We start from the raw sequence: 17,223 nt of genomic DNA, 5'->3' as shown, positions 1-17,223 counted from the left end.
AGGTGAGCTTCGACCTGCCGCGCAACATCATCCTGCCGGTCGACGCCGTCGACGTCAGGCTCGACCCCGGCCCGCATCCATTCGAACGCGACAATGCGCAGGCGATCGCCGAGAATTGGGACCGTGAGATCGCGGCCAACCCGGCGCTGTTCGACGGCACCGTGGTGCTGCTTTCCGCGCTCCGCTATCGCGACAACAGCCTTGTAGGCCGCTGCCACGCGGTGCGCTACTCGACCTTCATGCTCTGGCGCGGCAAGCGGCAGGTGGCTGGCGCCGAGCACGCCTATGCCCACGCCATGCTGGTCGCCGGCGACAATGCGCTGGTGGCGATCCGCATGGCGTCGCACACGGTCAATGCCGGTCGCGTCTACTTCGCCGCCGGCTCGTTCGAACCAACCGATTTCCGCGACGGCCTTGTCGATGTCGACTTCAACATGATCCGCGAGGTGCGGGAAGAAACCGGCCTCGACCTTGCCGGCGCGGCCCGTGGCAGGCGCTACTATGCCCTGTCGACGGCAAGCGGCACGGTGATCTTTCGCCGTTATCGCGAGACGGCGTCCGCTGACGAGATCGCGCAGCGCATCAGCGCCTTTGTCGCGACCGAGACAGAGCCGGAAATCGAAGGGCCTGTCATCATCCGCGATGCCGATAACCTGCCGGACGGGCTGATGCCGCACATGAAGCCACTGGTCGAGTGGCATTTTGCCGGCAAGGGCTAACGCATCGGCCCGAAAATCGGAATCGATTTTCGGAAAGCACGATGCGCAGATTCAAAGTGTTAGAGCGTACTTTGTGCGTCCAAGTGGACGCACGTCGCTCTAACGACGCGTCTTGTCTTCGAGTGCCTTGCGATCATTGCGGGCAGCGACGAAAAACAGGATGACGCCGACACCCAGCAGGATCCCCATCGCCGTTCCCATCGTCTGACCGACAACCTGCTGGAAATCGGCGGTGACAAGATCGGGATTGGCCATGCCATAGCTGGCCAAATACCACCACAGCCCTGCCAATGCGGCCTCAAGGATCACCGTCACGAAAATCACTCGCTCTTTCTTGCTCATCCCACCATTCCCCTTATCCCCAAGGTGATTCTATCACCGCAGGCTGTGACGCGACAGGGGCAGGCGAGGGCAGCTTCAAATTTCGGGTTTCTGGCGGCGGCGCAGCACCGCGCTATTCGTGCCTCAGCGCGTCGATCGGATCGAGCCGTGCGCCGCGCAGGGCTGGGAAGAAACCGAACACCATGCCGATCAGCGCGGAAAAGCCGACCGCGAGCAGGATGACCGCCGGGCTGGGGGCGAACGGGATGGCCAGCGTCAACGAGGCGAGGCCGGCCAGCGCCAGGCCGATCAGGATGCCGACGATGCCGCCGAGCAGCGACAGCACGGTCGCCTCGACCAGGAACTGGATGAGGATGTGCTTTTCGTGCGCGCCAATGGCCAGCCGGATGCCGATCTCACGGGTGCGTTCGGTGACCGACACCAGCATGATGTTCATGATGCCGATGCCGCCGACGAGCAGGCTGACGCCGGCGACCGCGCCCAGCATGCCGGTCATCGTCGTGGTGGCGCTGGCCATGGCGTCGGCGATCTGGGTCATGTCGCGTATGGAGAAATCGTCCTCGCGGTCGGGCGCGATGCGGCGTGTGTCGCGCAAAATGTCCTCGACGCGCGGCAATAGCTCGATGGTCGGCGTCCTGTCGTCGGCGGCTATGTAGATCGAGTCGATGTCGCGGTTGCCAGCGATGCGGCGCTGGTAGGCGGCGAGCGGCATCAGCACGACATTGTCCTGGTCCTGGCCGAAGCCGGTATAGCCTTTCGGCTCGAGCAGGCCGATGATCTTGCACGAGGTGCGATTGACGCGGATGATCTCGTCCTCGGGGTCGCCGGCGCCGAAGAACTGCTGGCGCACCGTCTCGCCGATCAGGCAGACGCCGGTGCCGGAGCGGGTCTCGGAATCGCTGAACGGGCGGCCCGAAACCAGCTTCCAGTCGCGCGCATCGAGATAGGCGCTGTCGGTGCCGGTGACGCCCGATGTCAGGCTTTCGGTGCCGAAGATGACACGCACCTGCTTTTGCGAGGCTGGCGAGATGGCGCGGGCGCCGCTCAGGTGTGCAACAAGCGCGGCAAGTTCCTTGCTGCCGAGCGGACGTGTGGCCTGGTCGAGCCCGCCCGGCCCGCCGGGGCCGGCAGGGCGCCCGGAACGGACGACGAGCAGATTGCTGCCAAGCTTGGAGATATCGGCCTTGACCTTTTCGGTGGTGCCCGAGCCGATGGTGAGCATGGCGATGACGGCGGCGACGCCGATGACGATGCCGAGCAGCGTCAGGAACGAGCGCAGCACGTTGCGGCGCACCGAAAGCAGCGAGAGGCGGACGGTTTCCCAGATCATGGTCTAGAGCCTGATCCATCCCGACAGAGCCGGGATGGGGCTCTATCTTTTTGTTTAGCCATGATCTCTTCCGAAAACCGGATTCCACTTTTCGGGATCATGGCTAGGCCATCTCGAGGTTTATCGTGTCGGCAGCGACGTGGCCGTCGAGGAAGCGGATTGTGCGCTCGGCATAACCGGCAACATCGGCCTCGTGCGTGACCATGGCGATGGTGAGGCCAAGCTCGGTGTTGAGCCGCGTCAGGAGTTCCATGATCTCGTGCGTGCGTGCGGTATCGAGGTTGCCGGTCGGCTCGTCGGCGACGAGCAGGGTCGGCCTGGTGACGATGGCGCGCGCGATCGCCACGCGCTGCTGCTGGCCGCCGGAGAGCTCGGCCGGCGTATGGTGCTCGCGGCCGACAAGGCCGACCTCGGCCAACGCTTTCATGGCGAGGTCGTGGCGCTCGCGGGCGGCGACGCCGCGATAGATCAGCGGCAGTTCGACATTTTCCACCGCTGTGGTGCGTGGCAGGAGATTGTAACCCTGGAAGACGAAGCCGACATAGAGATTGCGCAGCACGGCGCGGCGGTTGCGGTCGAGACGGCCTGCGTCGACGCCCATGAAACTGTAGGTTCCGGCTGTCGGCGTGTCGAGGCAGCCGATGATGTTCATCGCCGTCGACTTGCCCGAACCCGAAGGACCCATGATGGCAACGAATTCACCGCGGCGAATGGCAAGATCGACGCCGGCCAGCGCATGGACCTTGGCTTCGCCCTGGCCATAGCTCTTCCAGACCTTGTCGAAGGAGATGAGCACGGAGCCCGACATGACGTCAGCCCCGCTGTTGTGAAGCGGTGATGACCAGCGCGCCTTCGTCGAGGCCCGAAATGATCTCGGTCAGTTCGCCATCGGTGGAGCCGGTCTTGACGTTGACCGGCCGCGGCCGCCCGTTCTCCAGCACGTAGAGCGTGCGCGAGCCGTCGGTGGGGGTTGCCGTCGCCTGGCGCTGGCGGTTGCCGCCTGGGCGGCCCATACGGCCCGTGAACAGGTCGCTCAGGCTCCACGCGCGGGCGGCTGTTTGCGCCGGCCGATAGCGGAAGGCAGTGGCCGGCACCGTGAGCACGCCCTTGGCCTCTCTGGTGACGACCGAAACGGTGGCGGTCATGCCGGGCCGCAGCAGAAGCTCGTCGTTGTCGACCTCGAAGCGCGCGTCGTAGGTGACGACGCCGTCGGTGGTGACCGAGGCATAGGAAATGTCGCGGATCTCGGCATCGAACGGCCGTTCCGGAAAGGCGTCGACGGTGAAGCGCGCATGCTGGCCGGGCTTGACGGCGCCGATGTCGGCCTCGTCGACCGCTGCCTTCAATTCCATGTTCTTGAGGTCGGCGGCGATGACGAACAGCACCGGCGCCTGCAGCGAGGAGGCAACCGTCTGGCCGGGATCGACCGAGCGCGTCAGAACGATGCCGTCGATGGGCGCATAGATGGTGCTCTTGGCCAAGTCTGTCTGCTGTGCCTTGAGATCGGCGTTGGCGATGGCAAGACTGGCCCTGGCGCTGTCGAGCGCTGCCTTGGAGCGGTCGCGGGTAGCGGTCGCCGCTTCAAGCGACTGGTCCGTAGCCATGCCGCGCTTGGTGAGCGCCGCCGCGCGCACCAGCGCCCTTTCGTTTTCGGTGAGAGTTACGGTGGCGTCCTCGACATTGGCGGCGGCCGCCTTGGCGGAAGCCTCGGCGCGCTCGATCTGGACCTCCAGCTTGGCCGTGTCGAGCGCCGCCAGCACATCGCCCTTCTTCACCTGCTGGTTTTCGTTGACCGAGACGGAGCGCACGACGCCGGACAATTCGCTTGAAATGTCGACCTGGGTGAGGGGCTGCAGCGTGCCGGTGGCCGACACCGCGACGGTGAGGTCGGCGACAGCGGCCGGCGCCGTGGTGTATTCTATCTTGGCGGGAGACCCAGCATACCATTGGTAGCCGGCAAGGCTCGCGACGACGACGATCAGCGCAAGCAGGCCATAGAGCCAGAAGCGACGCCGTTTTTTCTTCAGGCCCTGGCGGTCAAGCCCGAGTGCCGTCTCGATTTCGGACGTGGATTCCGTCTTTGGCAGATTGACAATCTGGTCCACGCCGGACCCCTATAATATCGGTGATGTCCCAATCAGTTCACAGATCAGGCCTAATGGTTCAAATATCAAATTAAATTTCGCCCATGTTGGGATTGAGGCAGAGGGCTTTCTACGATGCTGACCCGGAACTACTTACTTTACGACGTGTTCACGACCGAGCGGCTGGCCGGCAACCCGCTGGCCGTCGTGCTTGACAGCAAGGGGCTGGACGCAGCCGCGATGCAGGCCATCGCACGCGAGTTCAACCTGTCGGAAACCGCCTTCGTGCTGCCGCCTGACAATCCCAAGCACCGCGCCCGCATCCGCATCTTCACGCCCGACTATGAGATGCCGTTCGCCGGTCATCCGACCGTGGGTTCGGCGATCGCGCTTGCCGAGATGGCCGGGGATGGCGACACCGCCGGCATCTTCGTCCTGGAGGAGAATATCGGCCCGGTGCGCTGCGCGGTCAGCAAGCACGATGGCGCCACGTTTGCCGAGTTCGACCTGGCCAAGCTGCCGGAGCCGCTGGAACTCGTCGCCGACCCGGAGGCGATCGGCGCGGCGCTTGGCCTGGGGCCGCACGAAATCGGCTTCGAGAATCACCGCGTCTCGTTCTGGTCGGCCGGCGTGCCTTATGTGACCATTCCGGTCGCCGATCTGGAAGCGGCGGCCCGGATAGGGCTGGACAAACAGGCGTGGTCGGAACTGGCACCTCGCAAGAGCGAATGGGCCTTCGCCAGCCCGTATGTCTACTGCCGCGAGACGGTGAACCACGACAGCGCGTTTCATGTGCGCATGATCGTGCCGGGCAATCCTTCCTATGAAGACCCGGCGACCGGCTCGGCGGCGGCAGCCTTTGCCGGCGCGATCATGCATTTCGACGGCCCGACGGACGGTGTTTCCCAGCTTTGGATCGAGCAAGGGCTGGAGATGGGCCGGCCATCGCGCATCCGCCTCGAATTGAATGTCGAAGGCGGTAAACTGGCCGCAGCGCGCATCGGCGGCCATGCGGTCAAGGTGGCGGAAGGCAAGCTGTACGTATGATCGCAATCCCGCCAAGCGGCGAGAACCAAACAATATCAGAGATTTATATGGTGGGTGTGCACAGGATCGAACTGTGGACCCGCTGATTAAGAGTTTGCGCGCTTAGCTTTTAGATGCACTCCATACCGTTTTAGTAAGGCGCAAGAACCCTTGAAAATTCTATACAAATCGCTGAAAAAGTTTGCGCGGCCAGACTAAACTGTTTTACACAGGACCCTTACTACAAACCTTAGTAAGGAGAGGTCAAATGCCAAAAGCGAAGCTTACGACCAAGGGCGCAATTGATGCTCTACCCCCGCCGACAAAAGCGCAGGAGCACTGGTGGTGCACTAGCCTGAGGGGCTTCGGCGTAGTCGTCGGGGCCAAAAGCAAGACGTTTGTCGTCCAGCGCGACGTGAAGGGAAAGAGCCGGCGCGTGGCGATCGGCAGGTATGGCGACATTACGCTGGATCAAGCGCGCAAGAAGGCCGAGCAGTTGATGGGGCAGATGCGCGGCGGGATTGATCCCACCGGGGAGCGACGGGCCGCTGCCGCCAACAACATGACCCTGCGCGATGCGCTCGAAAAATACGAGCGGTATCTAGTCGCCAAGGAACGGTCGCCAAGAACCGGTGCTGGATACAGGGCGGACCTTCAACGCTATTGCTCAGATTGGCTGGACCGATCCATGGCCGATATCACGCGGGCTGACGCCAACGCTCGCCATCATCTGATTGGTGGGAACCACGGTAAATCCGCCGCCAATGCCACCATGAGGGCACTGCGGGCGATCTGGCGTCGAATGGGCAAGGAATATCCTGCTCTGGACGTGCCGCCGACAGTGAATGTTGACTTCTACCCTGAGCATGCCCGGACGGCAGTCATCCCCTATGCGCAACTCCCCGAATGGTGGACCGGCGTTCATCAAATCCAGAATCCAATTCGCCGCGATCTGTATATATGGTTCCTGTTCACTGGAACACGGCGCGAGGAGTCGGCATCGCTTCGCTGGAACCAGGTCGATCTTGAAGCTGGACTGGTGCACTTCCCCCGCACCAAGACCGAGCCATTCACTCTGCCGCTGTCTGACTTTTTGCTTGCGCTTCTGCGCGCTCGCAAAGCGTGTGAAAGTACGCTGGCGCAGTTTGGGGCCGACTGCGAATTCGTATTCCCGGCTTGGACTAGGGCTGGCAAAATCGGCCATGTAGCTGAGCCGAAGCTAAACGAGAAGGAGGTCGCGCTATTTCCCTGTGATTGGACCCCTCACACGCTGCGCCATACGTTTGTGTCAATTGCGGAGAACAAGGTCGCCATTCCAGCGACACATGGCCGATTGCTCGTCAACCATGCTTTGCCAAAGTCAGGCGATGCTCATGCGGGCTACAACCATCCCGACTTTGACGATTTGAAGCGCAGCCAGCAGATGGTGACCAACGCGCTGAAGGCGGCAATCTGGAAGTTCTCCTATCCGCAACTACCGCTGTAAAAAAGCGCTATGCGAACGTCTAAAAAACGGTATGCTTGCGCTGTAAATTGTCTGTCGGGGCAAAGCGAAAATACCACCGGCAGATAGTTCCCCTCGCAAGGAACAGCCCAACTTCGCTTGGCACTTGGGACCATCGCCCAAAGCTGCTCATGACGCCCCAACGGGATGGGGAGCCGGGCTCACTCAAGGACCGTAGGCAGGCACGGTCGTCTCAATGAGTGAGATTCCCATGAGCGACACCAATCGCGAATACATGAACACCAAGCAGGCTGCCGAGTATCTAGGGTTCTCCACCCAATTCCTTGAGATCGGACGCCACAAGGGCTACGGCCCGCCCTTTCTCAAGTTCCCCCAAGCTGTGAAATATCGCCGCTCTGACATCGACGCTTGGGCCGCGCAGCATCTGCGGCAGCATACGAGTGAGGTAGCATGAAAACGCCGACCCTGTGGAAGCAGGATCGGCGTTCTGGAGAACAGCATCAGCATTGGAGCCAAGTGGTGCGAAAATTCGCTTGGACCAACTCCCAACATACCCGCAAAAACTTGACAAAACAAGGACTTGGCGGGCTATGGACCAACCAGAAATTGCTATCAATCTGGATGAAGCTGAGCGCTTTCTGGCGCTCCTCGACTCCGATCCAGAATTCACTTTCCAGACCTTTGACGATGATGAAAAGCGTCAGGATAAAAGGCTCGCGAAGACCCTGCACGGCACACTTGCGCAACACGGAGACGCGCTAAGACGCCTCAACGCGGCCGGCGCTGGCATCTTCTTCACGGTCAACAAGACGGACGGATCGGGCAAGCGGAAAACCGAAAACATAATCGGCATCCGAGCGCTTTACGTCGATAAAGACAACGGCCCTATCGATGACGTGTTGAACCACCCATACCCGCCTCACATCGTCGTGAAGACATCGGGTCACAAGGGCCATGCGTACTTTCGCATCGAGCCTGACACGCTTGACCTAGCTGACTTCCGCAGTTCGCAGAAAAGACTGATCGAGACATTCGGCACCGATCCCGCTGTCTGCGACCTTCCCCGCGTTATGCGCCTGCCGGGTTTCCTGCACATGAAGAACAGGAACGCCCCGCAATACGTGCATATGACGCACGCCGATGAGGAAAGGCCTAGCTACCATGGCCGGAATTTCTATGTCCCGCCCAAAACCGCCAACGCGGAAGCTGACGAGAACCCGAACATCACCTCAAGCGAGGACGCGAAGCGCTTTCTGGAATCGGAATGCGCCAAGCTGGCCGAGAGTCGAAAACCTGGCCGTAACAGCCTCCTGAACAAGATCGCCTATACGCTTGGCGGCGTCATCGGTGCGAAGCAGCTTTCCGAGGATGACGTAAGGCAGGCGCTCGATGCCGCCTGTGAAATCTGCGGACTAGCGGCGGGCGACGAGCATCGGAAGACGATCAACACGCTAAACCGCGCGCTTGATGATGGCAAAAAGAACCCGCTGCAATTGAAGGACCGGCCGAAAGAGAACATCCCAAAGCTTCCGGCGCTTACGCCTGCCGTATGGCCCGCAGCCAGCAGCATTCCACGCTTGGATCGCCTGTACGGGCATCACTATGTGCGCGGCTTCGTTTCAGCGACAGCGGGACCGGGCGGCATTGGCAAAAGCTCGCTTAGCCAAGCCGAAGTGGTGATGATGCTCGCCAACAGAGGCATGATTCAGGACCAGCGGATATACCACCGACCCTTGAACGTCCTCCACATCAATCTCGAAGACGATCTGCACCAGATTTGGCGGCACTTTCTGGCGACGGTCAGCCACTACAATTTCGACCCGAAAGAGCTTGAGGGGAAGCTGTTCGTTCACTCGGGACAGGATTACCCGATTAAGATCGCCGAGCTCAAGAAGCACGATGTCCGCGTCTGGACCGAGCTCGTTGATGAACTGATCCAGTTCGTGTTGGCGAACAAGATCGACGTGATCATTTTCGACCCCTTCGTGAGCCTCCACAACGTCAACGAGAACGATAACGGCCAGATCGATGCCGTGGTGAAGGAGCTGGGCCGGTTAGCGAGCAAGGCCAAGTGCGCGGTCGAAGTGATCCACCATTCGCGCAAGACCAATGGCGAGGGGCAGTCGGTGGAGACAATTCGCGGCGCTCGCGCATTCACCGATGCCGTGCGGATGGCGCGCGTCGTTGACACAATGAACGAGACCGAAGCGGACAACTTCGGGCTGATTGGCTTCGATGAGCACGGCAGGGAAAAGCCGAGTTACCGGCGTTACATCTATGAGCGACCAGCCAAACAGAACCTAGCTGCTCCAGCGGACAAGCGATGTTGGTATTTCCTCGAAAGCGTCGCGGTCGGCAATGCTGGCAAGGAGCAGGATCTTGAGCCAAGCGATTGGGTGGGTGTTCCGACGCCGTGGACGCCGCCCAAAGGGGAATCGCTGTTTGAAGATCATCAGTTGCCCGAGCTGCTGAAGCTGTTCGAGAACGAAGACCAACGCGCGGATATCAGGGCAAAGGATTGGGCGGGTTACGCCGTCGGGGAACTGCTCGATTATGACATGGGACGCGGTCTTGGGGCCAAGGAAGTACTTGCTCGGCACAAGGGTGCGAGGAAGAGGGCTCAGGAGGTAATCAACGAGTTGAGAGAGCGGGGACTGATCATAGAGGACACGCGCAAGAACAAGAACCGGGAGCCTGTGCCGACATGGATACTGACCAAGCTCGAAGAGGTGCCGTTTTGACGGTGGCGGCAGGAGTGCAGGAGTCGTGTTTTTTAAGTACTGCGGCACCGCTGCCAGAGCCACGTGCAGGAGTGCAGCAGTCTGGGGCCCCCCTAAAGGGGGGTGCCCCTACTAGTGCTGCAACACCTGCCAATATCGTGGCGTTGCCCCCAGCGGGGAAGGAAGAAATTTCCCCCGACCCCTGCGGGCCGCAAAGTGGACCGGGTTGTCTGCATACGGGTGGGCCGGCTAGGCGGGCGCTACAGCGTGGAACAGCCCCGCGCCCGAGTAGTGTACTGGAAACAGCGAGACGCCACTGTAGGCGGCTATATTTCGGTGATGAAGAAACCCGAAAAATCGAGTGTTTTCCTGCGCCCCCTCGCAATATCGCAGACAGAATAAGTGTTAGTTATTCAGTCTTCGATGAAGAAGCATTAATAAAATCCTTGTTTCGCAGCGCTTTCAATGTGTAACGTGCGCACAAACCCAAGTCTAACAAGGCTTTTAGCAATTGCATCTGCCGCTTTCGCCCGGCGATTACCCCCGGAAACTCGCCCATGGACTGCCCACCCAATCAGTCCCCGGCAGCCCCTGAGCGGTCCGCACAACGCTCCAAGATGGCAAATGGCACCGCCACCCTGCTAGGCGCGAGGGACGAGCGCTCCGTCTACGTGCGCCGCATGAAGGAAGTGATTGCCGAACATGTGGAGGATCGAGGCGGGCTGGACGCAATGTCAGCCGCTGAGAAGTCCTTGATCCGGCGCGTTGCCGTCATGACCATCGAACTGGAGAAGCTTGAGACGCGCTTCGCGGAGGATGAGACGGTCGGAGAGCGAACGCTAGACCTCTACAACCGGACAGCCGGCAATCTAGGGCGCATCCTTGAGCGCCTAGGGCTGAAGCGCAAGGAGAAAGCTCCCAGGACGATCGAGGGACATCTCGCCGCTAAGCGGAGGCGAGCGAACGCATGAAGCCCTTGATCTCGATGCGCGAAGCCCTTGATGACCCGGAACTGTTCGGGACCATCCTTCCCGGCGACAGTTGGTTGCCGTGGCGCGTCCTGCTCATCGCCCTCATGGGCGAGCCGCTGACGGATGACGAGCGCATCAGCTTCAAGCAACTGACGATGCGCGACCATGAACCTCTGGAACCAGTCGAGGAGTTTTGGGGCATCGTCGGACGCCGCGGCGGGAAGACCCGCGCCATGAGCGTGCTCTCCGCCTACCTCGCCGCCCTCATCGACTGGAGCGACGTGTTGGTGCCCGGTGAAATCGGGAAGCTCCAGTACATGGGCTACAATCAGCGGCAGGCAAACATCGCGTTCGAATACGCCAAGTCGATCTTCACCGAGTTGCCCCTGTTCGCGCAGCGTGTCGAAAGCATCAGCGCCGACGTCATCGAACTGAAGACCGGCATTGAACTGGAAGTGCGCGCCGCGACATGGCGGGGTCTTCGCGGCGTCACCAGCATTGGCGCAATTTTCGATGAACTGGCGTTCTTTCAGTCCGAGGAACATTCCGCCAATACCGACAAGGAAATCTTGAATGCCGTCCGCCCCTCGCTCGCCACCACCTCTGGGCCGTTGATCGCGATCAGTTCGCCGTTCGCCAAGATGGGTGAAGTATACCAAGCCGTTGAACGTGACTTCGGGCCGAACGGCGACCCCCTTATTCTGGTGGCCCGCGGGGCGAGCCGGACATTCAATCCGAGCCTGTCTGAGCGTGTCGTGACGCGCGCGCTGGAACGCGACGCAGCCGCTGCTCGGGCTGAGTTTCTGGGCGAGTTCCGCGAGGACTTGGCGGCCTTTGTGGACCTGTCGGTCGTGCAAGCGTGCGTAGCTGCGGGCCTCGCCGCTGTGCTGCCAAACGCGCTGCGTCGCCCCTACAGAGCCTTCTGTGACCCGGCAGGCGGCAGCGGTACCGACTCGATGACATTGGCAATTGGCCATGACGGGTTGGACGACGCGCAGCTTGGCAAGGATCTGATTGTTCTGGACAAGGTGGTCGAAGTGAAACCGCCGTTTAAGCCCGAGCTAATCGTGGCGCAGTTTTGCGAGACGCTGAAATCATACGGATTGAACGAAGTCTGGGGCGACAACTACGCGGCGGGTTGGGTCGTGGACGCCTTCGACCGATACGGCGTCAGATATTGGAAGTCGCCGCTCAACAAGAGCGAGCTATTTCTGAATTTCCTGCCGATGCTCAACTCCCGTTCGGTCCAGCTTTTGGACCATGCGAAAATGGTCAGTCAGCTCGTTGGCATGCAGCGGCGTGTCACCAGCGGGGGACGCGAGGTAATCGATCATAACCCAAACGGGCATGACGACGTGGCGAACGCTGTCGCTGGGTGCCTGGCGATCATCGCACGTGCTCGGCGTCAGACGAAGACCGCAACCAAAGCCATTCCGATGTGAGGACGACAATGCGAACGGGCGACTACGTCAGGGGAAATTCAGGCGCAACATGGGTCGTTGCTTTCGTCATTCCCGAACACATGTTCCCTTGCTTGGGCAACGGCGGGCACGTCTTCCTCATTCGTGATGAAAAGAACGCGGACGGGGATATTGATCTCGTCGCCACGATGCAGGCCGAAGATGACATTTACCTCGGCTGGCAAGCCGGCCCCCTTTTTAGAAAAGGGCAGCGCTTCATTGTCGAGGGCGAGCCTGTCGAAGCGTATAGCTCCGATGGCTTGTTCATTTTCTTCCGCATGGAGGATGGCACGTTCACCTCGCTATGGCGCTGGCAAGCATCGCTCCTCGCACTGCGCCCGACGATCAGGAGCTTTGATACGGCGGACATGCGAACGCACGAGGGGGCAATCTGATGGCCGAATTGGCACAGGTTGGCGACATCGTGCACGTGTCGGCAGCAGCCGGGCCATGGTGCAAATGGGTGGTGGCGGGTTTTGTTGTCAGCCCGCAGGGACGCAATGCGAAGTTGCTCCGCAAAACCTCGTTTGGAACATACTCTTCAAGCCAGAAGAGGGTGGAAGGATTGGCCCTGATAGAGAGGCCGGTCTTCAAATCCGGTGACAAAGTCGTGGTCGACGGCAACAGGGGCGAGTTCATGTGCTTCGAAAAAGGGGGCGACGTGGTTCGCATCATGCTTGCACCGCGCCGCAGACATTTCACCGGCGTGGGTTTCATTGACATTGCTCCCGCCGTTGTGCGCACGAACTATTGGATGCTTGTGATCGAAAATTCGAAACGCCTGATGGAGAAGTAACATGGCAGTCGATGCGCCCATGTCAGTCGATGAACGGCTGATCGAACAGTTTCTTGCAGTTGATCCTGCGACCCGCGAAAAGGTGGCAGACGACGATCTGGACGATCTTGCGGGAGCGGTCAAAGCGGCGCGCGAAGCGGCGCAGCGCATTGTGAAGTTCGTGGAAGTCACGATGCGCGACAAGACGCAGATGCCCGACGCCGGGCTTTTGCAAGTTCGAACCCATGCGCTGTCGTCATCCGCCGCAGTTGCGACGAAGCTCGATGCCGCCAGGACGAAAGTTGCCAGCGCGATAGACGAGTTCGAGAGGGAATCGGCTGCTCCGGCTGAGTCGCCCGCCACGGTCCATTTCGAGAGGGAAATTCGCGACGCGTTCAAAGCCATGACGGACGCTCAGCGAAAGGCGGCAATCAACGACGCATTCAAGACCGGCAACAAAACGGTGCTGGGTGCGATTCTGCGTTCGCCACTGCCCGCCTACATGTCGGGCTTCACCACTGCCCATCTGGAGATAGTGAGGCACCGCTACAGGAGCCAGTTCTTTCCTGCCCAATATGAGCGCTCGCGCCGCCTGAAAAAAGCGCTGGCAATGGCTGAGCGGCAAGGCGAAGCTTTTGTGGGCTTTGTCGAGCGCGTCGCCAATTCACCAGCCGTTACGCTCGCCCAGGCTGCGCAGCGGGCGCGTGAGGAATTGGCGGCGTTGTACAAGGATGCGGCATAAAATGGCTGACTCAGCTTTCGCTTATCCGGATTTGGTCGAGACGCTGGACGATGTGCCCGACGATCTCAAAGCTGCCTATGCTGAGGACCCCGCCCACCCTTCGACGTTCGTTTTGACGGCGTTGGGGCGGGAGCTAAAGGCGCTGCATGCGGAAAAGACGGCGCTTGATACTGCGGTGGAGAGCCTCAAAGCCAAGCATTCGAAATTCCAGAAAAGCCAGGGCACGGTAATGTCGTCGCTCATGGCGGCTATCAAGCGCGCCAATGTGAAGTCGGAACTCCATGAAGGATTGGCGGCGCTGCTGCTGGAGCGGAACGAGTTCGTGGTGCAGCCGTCTGATGACGGCAGCGGTGCGACCGTGGTGGCGAAAACGGCCTACGGTGCGTTCCCGGTGGAGAAGGTGCTGACCGCTTTCCTTGAATCCGACGATGGAGTTGGGTACCGGCCGGCGAAGCGTGCGGTACCCGTGGGACGGTTCGCGCAGATGATCAACAGGGTTGCGGCCGGTCAGCAACGGGGGCGCTAAGCGAGCCGCGAAGCGCCCCTCCGTGGTAGATCGTGTGGCGTTATGCTAGCGCGTCGGGCGAACCTCGGTCCACGTCGATGGCTTGCCCCTTGCCGAACGCGCGGGCAGCCTTTGCTTTGGTGCTCTTTTCAGCGACGGCTGAATAGTGCATCGCGCCGTCGCGCATAGTGCCGCTGATAGCGACACCGCTGCGCTTCACGTCGCCGATCAAACTGTATGCGGCCGGCTTGCTGATTGAAAGCTTCTCGGCAATAGCGGCGACGCTCACGCCGCCCCCGCGCAGCATTTCCTCGACTATCGACTTCTTGGTGGCAGGCTTAGCGGCGGTCTCTGTCTTCTTGGGCATTGCTGGTTTCTCCTGTTGCGTCCTTGATGGACGAAGACAGGGTGTAAGACAGCGCGCCGTGTAGGTAGACGAACTGGCAGTTGCCTGCCGCCAGCAAGGGAAAAACGTGTCAAGACGCAACCCTGCTGTGGACGAAATAAGTTTCCTGTGAACAGCGGGCATCGACACCGTTCTCTGTGTATTGCGTGCAGGTAAGTAGCAATCAGCGCCAGAAGGAAGAGTATGTAGGGGGTCATCTTTCAACAAGGGATTCGCCCAAGATGACTTCTCTCCAGATCGCCTACCTCCTGATTGCCCTCTCCTACCTCATTGCCGTGGTCGCGCTGTATTCCTCCCACTAGGGGCCGCGTACAGCGCGAGGACGCGCCGCCCGCACACTTGGGGCAGCGCGCACTTGCTCTGCGGCTGTAGCGGCGGCTTTGGCCGCCTGTGCCTGAAGATCAGTGAACTGAAACGTTGAAGTTCACGTCCTCAACGCCGTGCCGGCGCTTCCATGCCCGGAACTCCCGGTGCATACGCCGAAGACGACGCTCATGGTGCGATGGCTTCTCGTCCTCGATGAGATACAAACCGGAGACGAAAAGCACCAAACCGTTATCGAGATCGACCCGAGCAACAACCCCGGAGCATCCAGGAAGTTGATCAACCATTCTCATCGTATGCTCCCTCCGCCAACCGGCGGCAGGATCGCTTGTTTCGATGGTGATTGATTCGTCCCGTAGGGCTTCCCCTGGAACGATCAGTTCAAGTGCAGTTTCCTTCATGTGCCATAGATCCTTTATGGTGCGTCGGAAGCACTAGGACCGCAGCACGACGCACCGCAGCGGACCTGCAGGCCTTTTGGCACCTGCGCTTCCGCCCCAGTGTGGCTGAACTGAAGAACTGGAGAACGAGCTGGAAAGCTCACCGACAATTAGATCAAGGAAACGGTCCGGAGTCAAATCCGTGCCCGCCCTTACTAAGCCGTTACTAAGTCCAAAATCTTCAGCGAAAAAACCGTCCGCTGAATTTCCGCAAACCCTTGTGCTGTTTGAGGTTGCGAATGGTGGGTGTGCACAGGATCGAACTGTGGACCCGCTGATTAAGAGTCAGCTGCTCTACCAACTGAGCTACACACCCACACGGCCGGTAAACCCAGCGTCGGCGGGCATATAGCCGCCGCCATCCGCCATGTCCAGCCCTACCGGAGTCATTTCCCGACAAATCGCTTTGGGACCTCCACAGCGCATGGACTTTCAGTCCTGACTGGTTGGTTCCCTATTCACGTAGTAGCCTGTTCCAAGCGCTGGTTCCGGCATACGGCAAGAATTATGGTTGATTGCAGGAAATCAAAGGCCGCGATTGCCACGAAAAATGCGGCTCAGAAACCTGCCAAATCGAAAAGCGATGCCAGTGTTCGCGCTCTGATGGCCGTCTGCATCAACACTGGCCTTCCCTCCTGAAAAATCGCTGATCAGCCACCAGAAGAAAACCAGAAAAACAACAAAAAGAGCGGTGTCGATCGGGCCGTGGCTCGAATAGCCATTGCGCCGAAGCGCAATGCCAACGAGAACAGCAAGAAGCGCAGCAGCGGCACCGGGATGAAGCTTTTTCATCCTCCAGATTTATTGCAGACTTGCCGGGGAACGGAAGATACCGTCTTTACGCAGGGAGCCTTCCCCGGCGGTGCGGTAAAGTCGCGGCTATTTCTCCGAAACACCGGCCTCGGCAAAACTTGCCATGCGGGCATGGCATTCGAGCGCCGAGCGGACGATGTTGACGGCCAGGCAGGCGCCGGAGCCTTCGCCGAGCCGCATGCCGAGATCGAGCAGCGGCGGCAGCCCGAGCACTTCCAGCAGGCGGCGGTGGCCGGACTCGGCCGAGACATGGGCGGCAAGCGTGTGGGCGAGGCCGGCGGGATGCAGCCCTGCCAGGGGTGCGGCGGCGGCGGTGCAGACGAAGCCGTCGAGCAGCACCGGCACGCCTAAATGGCGCGCGGCCAGCGTTGCGCCGAAAATGGCGGCGAGTTCGCGCCCGCCAAGCGCTGCCGCGATTTTCAGCGGATCGGCAAGCGCCTCGGCGTGGCGCTTGAGGCCTGCCTCGATGGCGGTGATCTTGCGCACCAGTCCGGCATCGTCGACGCCGGTGCCGCGCCCGGTCCATTTTTCCGCGCCGCCGCCGAACAAGGCAGCCGAAATGGCTGCCGCCGGCGTGGTGTTGCCGATGCCCATTTCACCGAAACAGACGAGGTCGAGGTCTTTCGTCACCGCACTGTGACCGGCCGAGACGGCGGCGAGGAAGGCCTCGTCGTCCATTGCCGGTTCTTGCGTGAAGTCGCCGGTCGGGTGATCGAGATCGAACGGGATGACGTCGAGATCGGCGCCGGCGATGCGGGCGAGCTGGTTGATGGCGGCACCGCCGCCAGCGAAGTTCGCCACCATCTGTACGGTGACTTCAGACGGGAACGCCGACACGCCCAGCGCGGTGACGCCATGGTTGCCGGCAAAGACGAAGACTTTCACCCGGTCGAGCTTCGGCATGTCGCGGCCCTGCCAGCGGGCCAGCCATGCGGCTATTGCCTCCAGCCGGCCAAGACTGCCTTGCGGCTTGGTCAGCGTGTCCTGGCGGCGGGCGACGGCATTTACCGCGGCGTCGCTGCCAGCTGGCAAGTCGAGACAGGCTGCGCGCAATTCATCGAACGATTTGAAAGACATGGGGAAGATTTCTCCAAAACAGAG

Annotated in this window: 19 protein-coding genes and 1 tRNA gene; 11 read left to right on the top strand and 9 right to left on the bottom strand. The window is 60.7% G+C overall.

Going from position 1 to position 17,223, the window contains the following annotated elements; translation table 11 throughout:
• Positions 1 to 2 precede the first annotated feature (2 nt).
• Positions 3 to 719: a hypothetical protein gene (locus tag EJ066_RS26310; RefSeq protein WP_126042861.1), complete on the top strand. Its 717-nt coding sequence runs from the start codon at positions 3 to 5 to the stop codon at positions 717 to 719.
• Positions 720 to 818: 99 nt separating this feature from the next.
• Here the strand turns inward: EJ066_RS26310 and EJ066_RS26305 are convergent, their stop codons facing one another.
• The 4 genes from EJ066_RS26305 to EJ066_RS26290 all read right to left on the bottom strand — a co-directional run bounded on the left by EJ066_RS26305 (position 819) and on the right by EJ066_RS26290 (position 4,496).
• Complete coding sequence (locus tag EJ066_RS26305; RefSeq protein WP_126042860.1) at positions 819 to 1,061, bottom strand: hypothetical protein; 243 nt, start codon at positions 1,059 to 1,061, stop codon at positions 819 to 821.
• Positions 1,062 to 1,173: 112 nt separating this feature from the next.
• Positions 1,174 to 2,391, bottom strand: coding sequence for an ABC transporter permease (locus EJ066_RS26300; protein WP_126042859.1), 1,218 nt, complete (start codon positions 2,389 to 2,391; stop codon positions 1,174 to 1,176).
• Positions 2,392 to 2,494: 103 nt separating this feature from the next.
• Entirely contained in the window at positions 2,495 to 3,199 is a 705-nt protein-coding gene (locus EJ066_RS26295) for an ABC transporter ATP-binding protein (RefSeq protein ID WP_126042858.1), read from the bottom strand.
• A gap of 4 nt (positions 3,200 to 3,203) precedes the next feature.
• Positions 3,204 to 4,496 carry an efflux RND transporter periplasmic adaptor subunit gene (locus tag EJ066_RS26290; protein ID WP_126042857.1) on the bottom strand — a complete coding sequence of 431 codons (1,293 nt, stop codon included), beginning with the start codon at positions 4,494 to 4,496 and terminating at the stop codon, positions 3,204 to 3,206.
• A gap of 114 nt (positions 4,497 to 4,610) precedes the next feature.
• Between EJ066_RS26290 and EJ066_RS26285 the strand changes: the two genes are divergently transcribed.
• From EJ066_RS26285 to EJ066_RS26240, 10 genes are all read left to right on the top strand, one after another.
• Complete coding sequence (locus tag EJ066_RS26285; protein ID WP_126042856.1) at positions 4,611 to 5,522, top strand: PhzF family phenazine biosynthesis protein; 912 nt, start codon at positions 4,611 to 4,613, stop codon at positions 5,520 to 5,522.
• Between the two features lie 247 nt (positions 5,523 to 5,769).
• Complete coding sequence (locus EJ066_RS26280; RefSeq protein WP_126042855.1) at positions 5,770 to 6,987, top strand: integrase family protein; 1,218 nt, start codon at positions 5,770 to 5,772, stop codon at positions 6,985 to 6,987.
• Between the two features lie 229 nt (positions 6,988 to 7,216).
• Positions 7,217 to 7,420 carry a helix-turn-helix domain-containing protein gene (locus tag EJ066_RS26275; RefSeq protein ID WP_167498505.1) on the top strand — a complete coding sequence of 68 codons (204 nt, stop codon included), beginning with the start codon at positions 7,217 to 7,219 and terminating at the stop codon, positions 7,418 to 7,420.
• A 136-nt stretch (positions 7,421 to 7,556) separates the two neighbouring features.
• A complete protein-coding gene (locus EJ066_RS26270) occupies positions 7,557 to 9,707 on the top strand; it encodes an AAA family ATPase (RefSeq protein WP_126042853.1) in 2,151 nt (716 codons plus the stop codon).
• 596 nt (positions 9,708 to 10,303) lie between these two features.
• Positions 10,304 to 10,657 (top strand): hypothetical protein, encoded by a 354-nt coding sequence (locus EJ066_RS26265; protein WP_126042852.1) that lies wholly within the window; start codon positions 10,304 to 10,306, stop codon positions 10,655 to 10,657.
• The gene (locus tag EJ066_RS26260) at positions 10,654 to 12,099 is read left to right on the top strand and encodes a hypothetical protein (protein ID WP_126042851.1); all 1,446 of its coding nucleotides are present in this window, start codon (positions 10,654 to 10,656) and stop codon (positions 12,097 to 12,099) included. Before EJ066_RS26265 ends, EJ066_RS26260 begins: the two co-directional genes overlap by 4 nt.
• Positions 12,100 to 12,107: 8 nt before the next feature.
• Positions 12,108 to 12,512 (top strand): hypothetical protein, encoded by a 405-nt coding sequence (locus EJ066_RS26255; protein ID WP_126042850.1) that lies wholly within the window; start codon positions 12,108 to 12,110, stop codon positions 12,510 to 12,512.
• Positions 12,512 to 12,913 carry a hypothetical protein gene (locus tag EJ066_RS26250; protein WP_126042849.1) on the top strand — a complete coding sequence of 134 codons (402 nt, stop codon included), beginning with the start codon at positions 12,512 to 12,514 and terminating at the stop codon, positions 12,911 to 12,913. The genes EJ066_RS26255 and EJ066_RS26250 overlap by 1 nt, the downstream gene beginning before the upstream one ends.
• A gap of 1 nt (position 12,914) precedes the next feature.
• The gene (locus tag EJ066_RS26245; protein ID WP_126042848.1) at positions 12,915 to 13,634 is read left to right on the top strand and encodes a hypothetical protein; all 720 of its coding nucleotides are present in this window, start codon (positions 12,915 to 12,917) and stop codon (positions 13,632 to 13,634) included.
• 1 nt (position 13,635) lies between these two features.
• A complete protein-coding gene (locus EJ066_RS26240; RefSeq protein ID WP_126042847.1) occupies positions 13,636 to 14,160 on the top strand; it encodes a hypothetical protein in 525 nt (174 codons plus the stop codon).
• Positions 14,161 to 14,200: 40 nt separating this feature from the next.
• Here the strand turns inward: EJ066_RS26240 and EJ066_RS26235 are convergent, their stop codons facing one another.
• The 5 genes from EJ066_RS26235 to cobT form a co-directional block, all read right to left on the bottom strand.
• Positions 14,201 to 14,506: a hypothetical protein gene (locus tag EJ066_RS26235; RefSeq protein ID WP_126042846.1), complete on the bottom strand. Its 306-nt coding sequence runs from the start codon at positions 14,504 to 14,506 to the stop codon at positions 14,201 to 14,203.
• 440 nt (positions 14,507 to 14,946) lie between these two features.
• Positions 14,947 to 15,270 carry a hypothetical protein gene (locus EJ066_RS26230; protein WP_126042845.1) on the bottom strand — a complete coding sequence of 108 codons (324 nt, stop codon included), beginning with the start codon at positions 15,268 to 15,270 and terminating at the stop codon, positions 14,947 to 14,949.
• A gap of 279 nt (positions 15,271 to 15,549) precedes the next feature.
• Positions 15,550 to 15,625 (bottom strand) — tRNA-Lys (locus tag EJ066_RS26225).
• Between the two features lie 209 nt (positions 15,626 to 15,834).
• On the bottom strand, positions 15,835 to 16,101 hold the full coding sequence (locus tag EJ066_RS26220) for a hypothetical protein (protein WP_126042844.1): 267 nt from the start codon (positions 16,099 to 16,101) through the stop codon (positions 15,835 to 15,837).
• Between the two features lie 87 nt (positions 16,102 to 16,188).
• Entirely contained in the window at positions 16,189 to 17,199 is a 1,011-nt protein-coding gene (gene cobT / locus EJ066_RS26215) for a nicotinate-nucleotide--dimethylbenzimidazole phosphoribosyltransferase (protein ID WP_126042843.1), read from the bottom strand.
• Between the last annotated feature and the right edge of the window lie 24 nt (positions 17,200 to 17,223).

It is taken from the genome of Mesorhizobium sp. M9A.F.Ca.ET.002.03.1.2 (assembly GCF_003952365.1).
GTDB lineage: Bacteria > Pseudomonadota > Alphaproteobacteria > Rhizobiales > Rhizobiaceae > Mesorhizobium.
Note: the sequence above shows the minus strand (reverse complement) of the source record. Positions and strands in the feature narration are given on the sequence as shown.

Excerpts from the sequence above, each read along its gene's own strand:
- EJ066_RS26305 (WP_126042860.1), bottom strand. The coding sequence starts at position 1,061 with ATGAGCAAGAAAGAGCGAGTGATTTTCGTGACGGTGATCCTTGAGGCC.
- EJ066_RS26300 (WP_126042859.1), bottom strand. The coding sequence starts at position 2,391 with ATGATCTGGGAAACCGTCCGCCTCTCGCTGCTTTCGGTGCGCCGCAAC.
- EJ066_RS26295 (WP_126042858.1), bottom strand. The coding sequence starts at position 3,199 with ATGTCGGGCTCCGTGCTCATCTCCTTCGACAAGGTCTGGAAGAGCTAT.
- EJ066_RS26285 (WP_126042856.1), top strand. The coding sequence starts at position 4,611 with ATGCTGACCCGGAACTACTTACTTTACGACGTGTTCACGACCGAGCGG.
- EJ066_RS26280 (WP_126042855.1), top strand. The coding sequence starts at position 5,770 with ATGCCAAAAGCGAAGCTTACGACCAAGGGCGCAATTGATGCTCTACCC.
- EJ066_RS26275 (WP_167498505.1), top strand. The coding sequence starts at position 7,217 with ATGAGCGACACCAATCGCGAATACATGAACACCAAGCAGGCTGCCGAG.
- EJ066_RS26270 (WP_126042853.1), top strand. The coding sequence starts at position 7,557 with ATGGACCAACCAGAAATTGCTATCAATCTGGATGAAGCTGAGCGCTTT.
- EJ066_RS26265 (WP_126042852.1), top strand. The coding sequence starts at position 10,304 with ATGGCAAATGGCACCGCCACCCTGCTAGGCGCGAGGGACGAGCGCTCC.
- EJ066_RS26260 (WP_126042851.1), top strand. The coding sequence starts at position 10,654 with ATGAAGCCCTTGATCTCGATGCGCGAAGCCCTTGATGACCCGGAACTG.
- EJ066_RS26255 (WP_126042850.1), top strand. The coding sequence starts at position 12,108 with ATGCGAACGGGCGACTACGTCAGGGGAAATTCAGGCGCAACATGGGTC.
- EJ066_RS26250 (WP_126042849.1), top strand. The coding sequence starts at position 12,512 with ATGGCCGAATTGGCACAGGTTGGCGACATCGTGCACGTGTCGGCAGCA.
- EJ066_RS26245 (WP_126042848.1), top strand. The coding sequence starts at position 12,915 with ATGGCAGTCGATGCGCCCATGTCAGTCGATGAACGGCTGATCGAACAG.
- EJ066_RS26240 (WP_126042847.1), top strand. The coding sequence starts at position 13,636 with ATGGCTGACTCAGCTTTCGCTTATCCGGATTTGGTCGAGACGCTGGAC.
- EJ066_RS26235 (WP_126042846.1), bottom strand. The coding sequence starts at position 14,506 with ATGCCCAAGAAGACAGAGACCGCCGCTAAGCCTGCCACCAAGAAGTCG.
- EJ066_RS26230 (WP_126042845.1), bottom strand. The coding sequence starts at position 15,270 with ATGAAGGAAACTGCACTTGAACTGATCGTTCCAGGGGAAGCCCTACGG.
- EJ066_RS26220 (WP_126042844.1), bottom strand. The coding sequence starts at position 16,101 with ATGAAAAAGCTTCATCCCGGTGCCGCTGCTGCGCTTCTTGCTGTTCTC.
- cobT (WP_126042843.1), bottom strand. The coding sequence starts at position 17,199 with ATGTCTTTCAAATCGTTCGATGAATTGCGCGCAGCCTGTCTCGACTTG.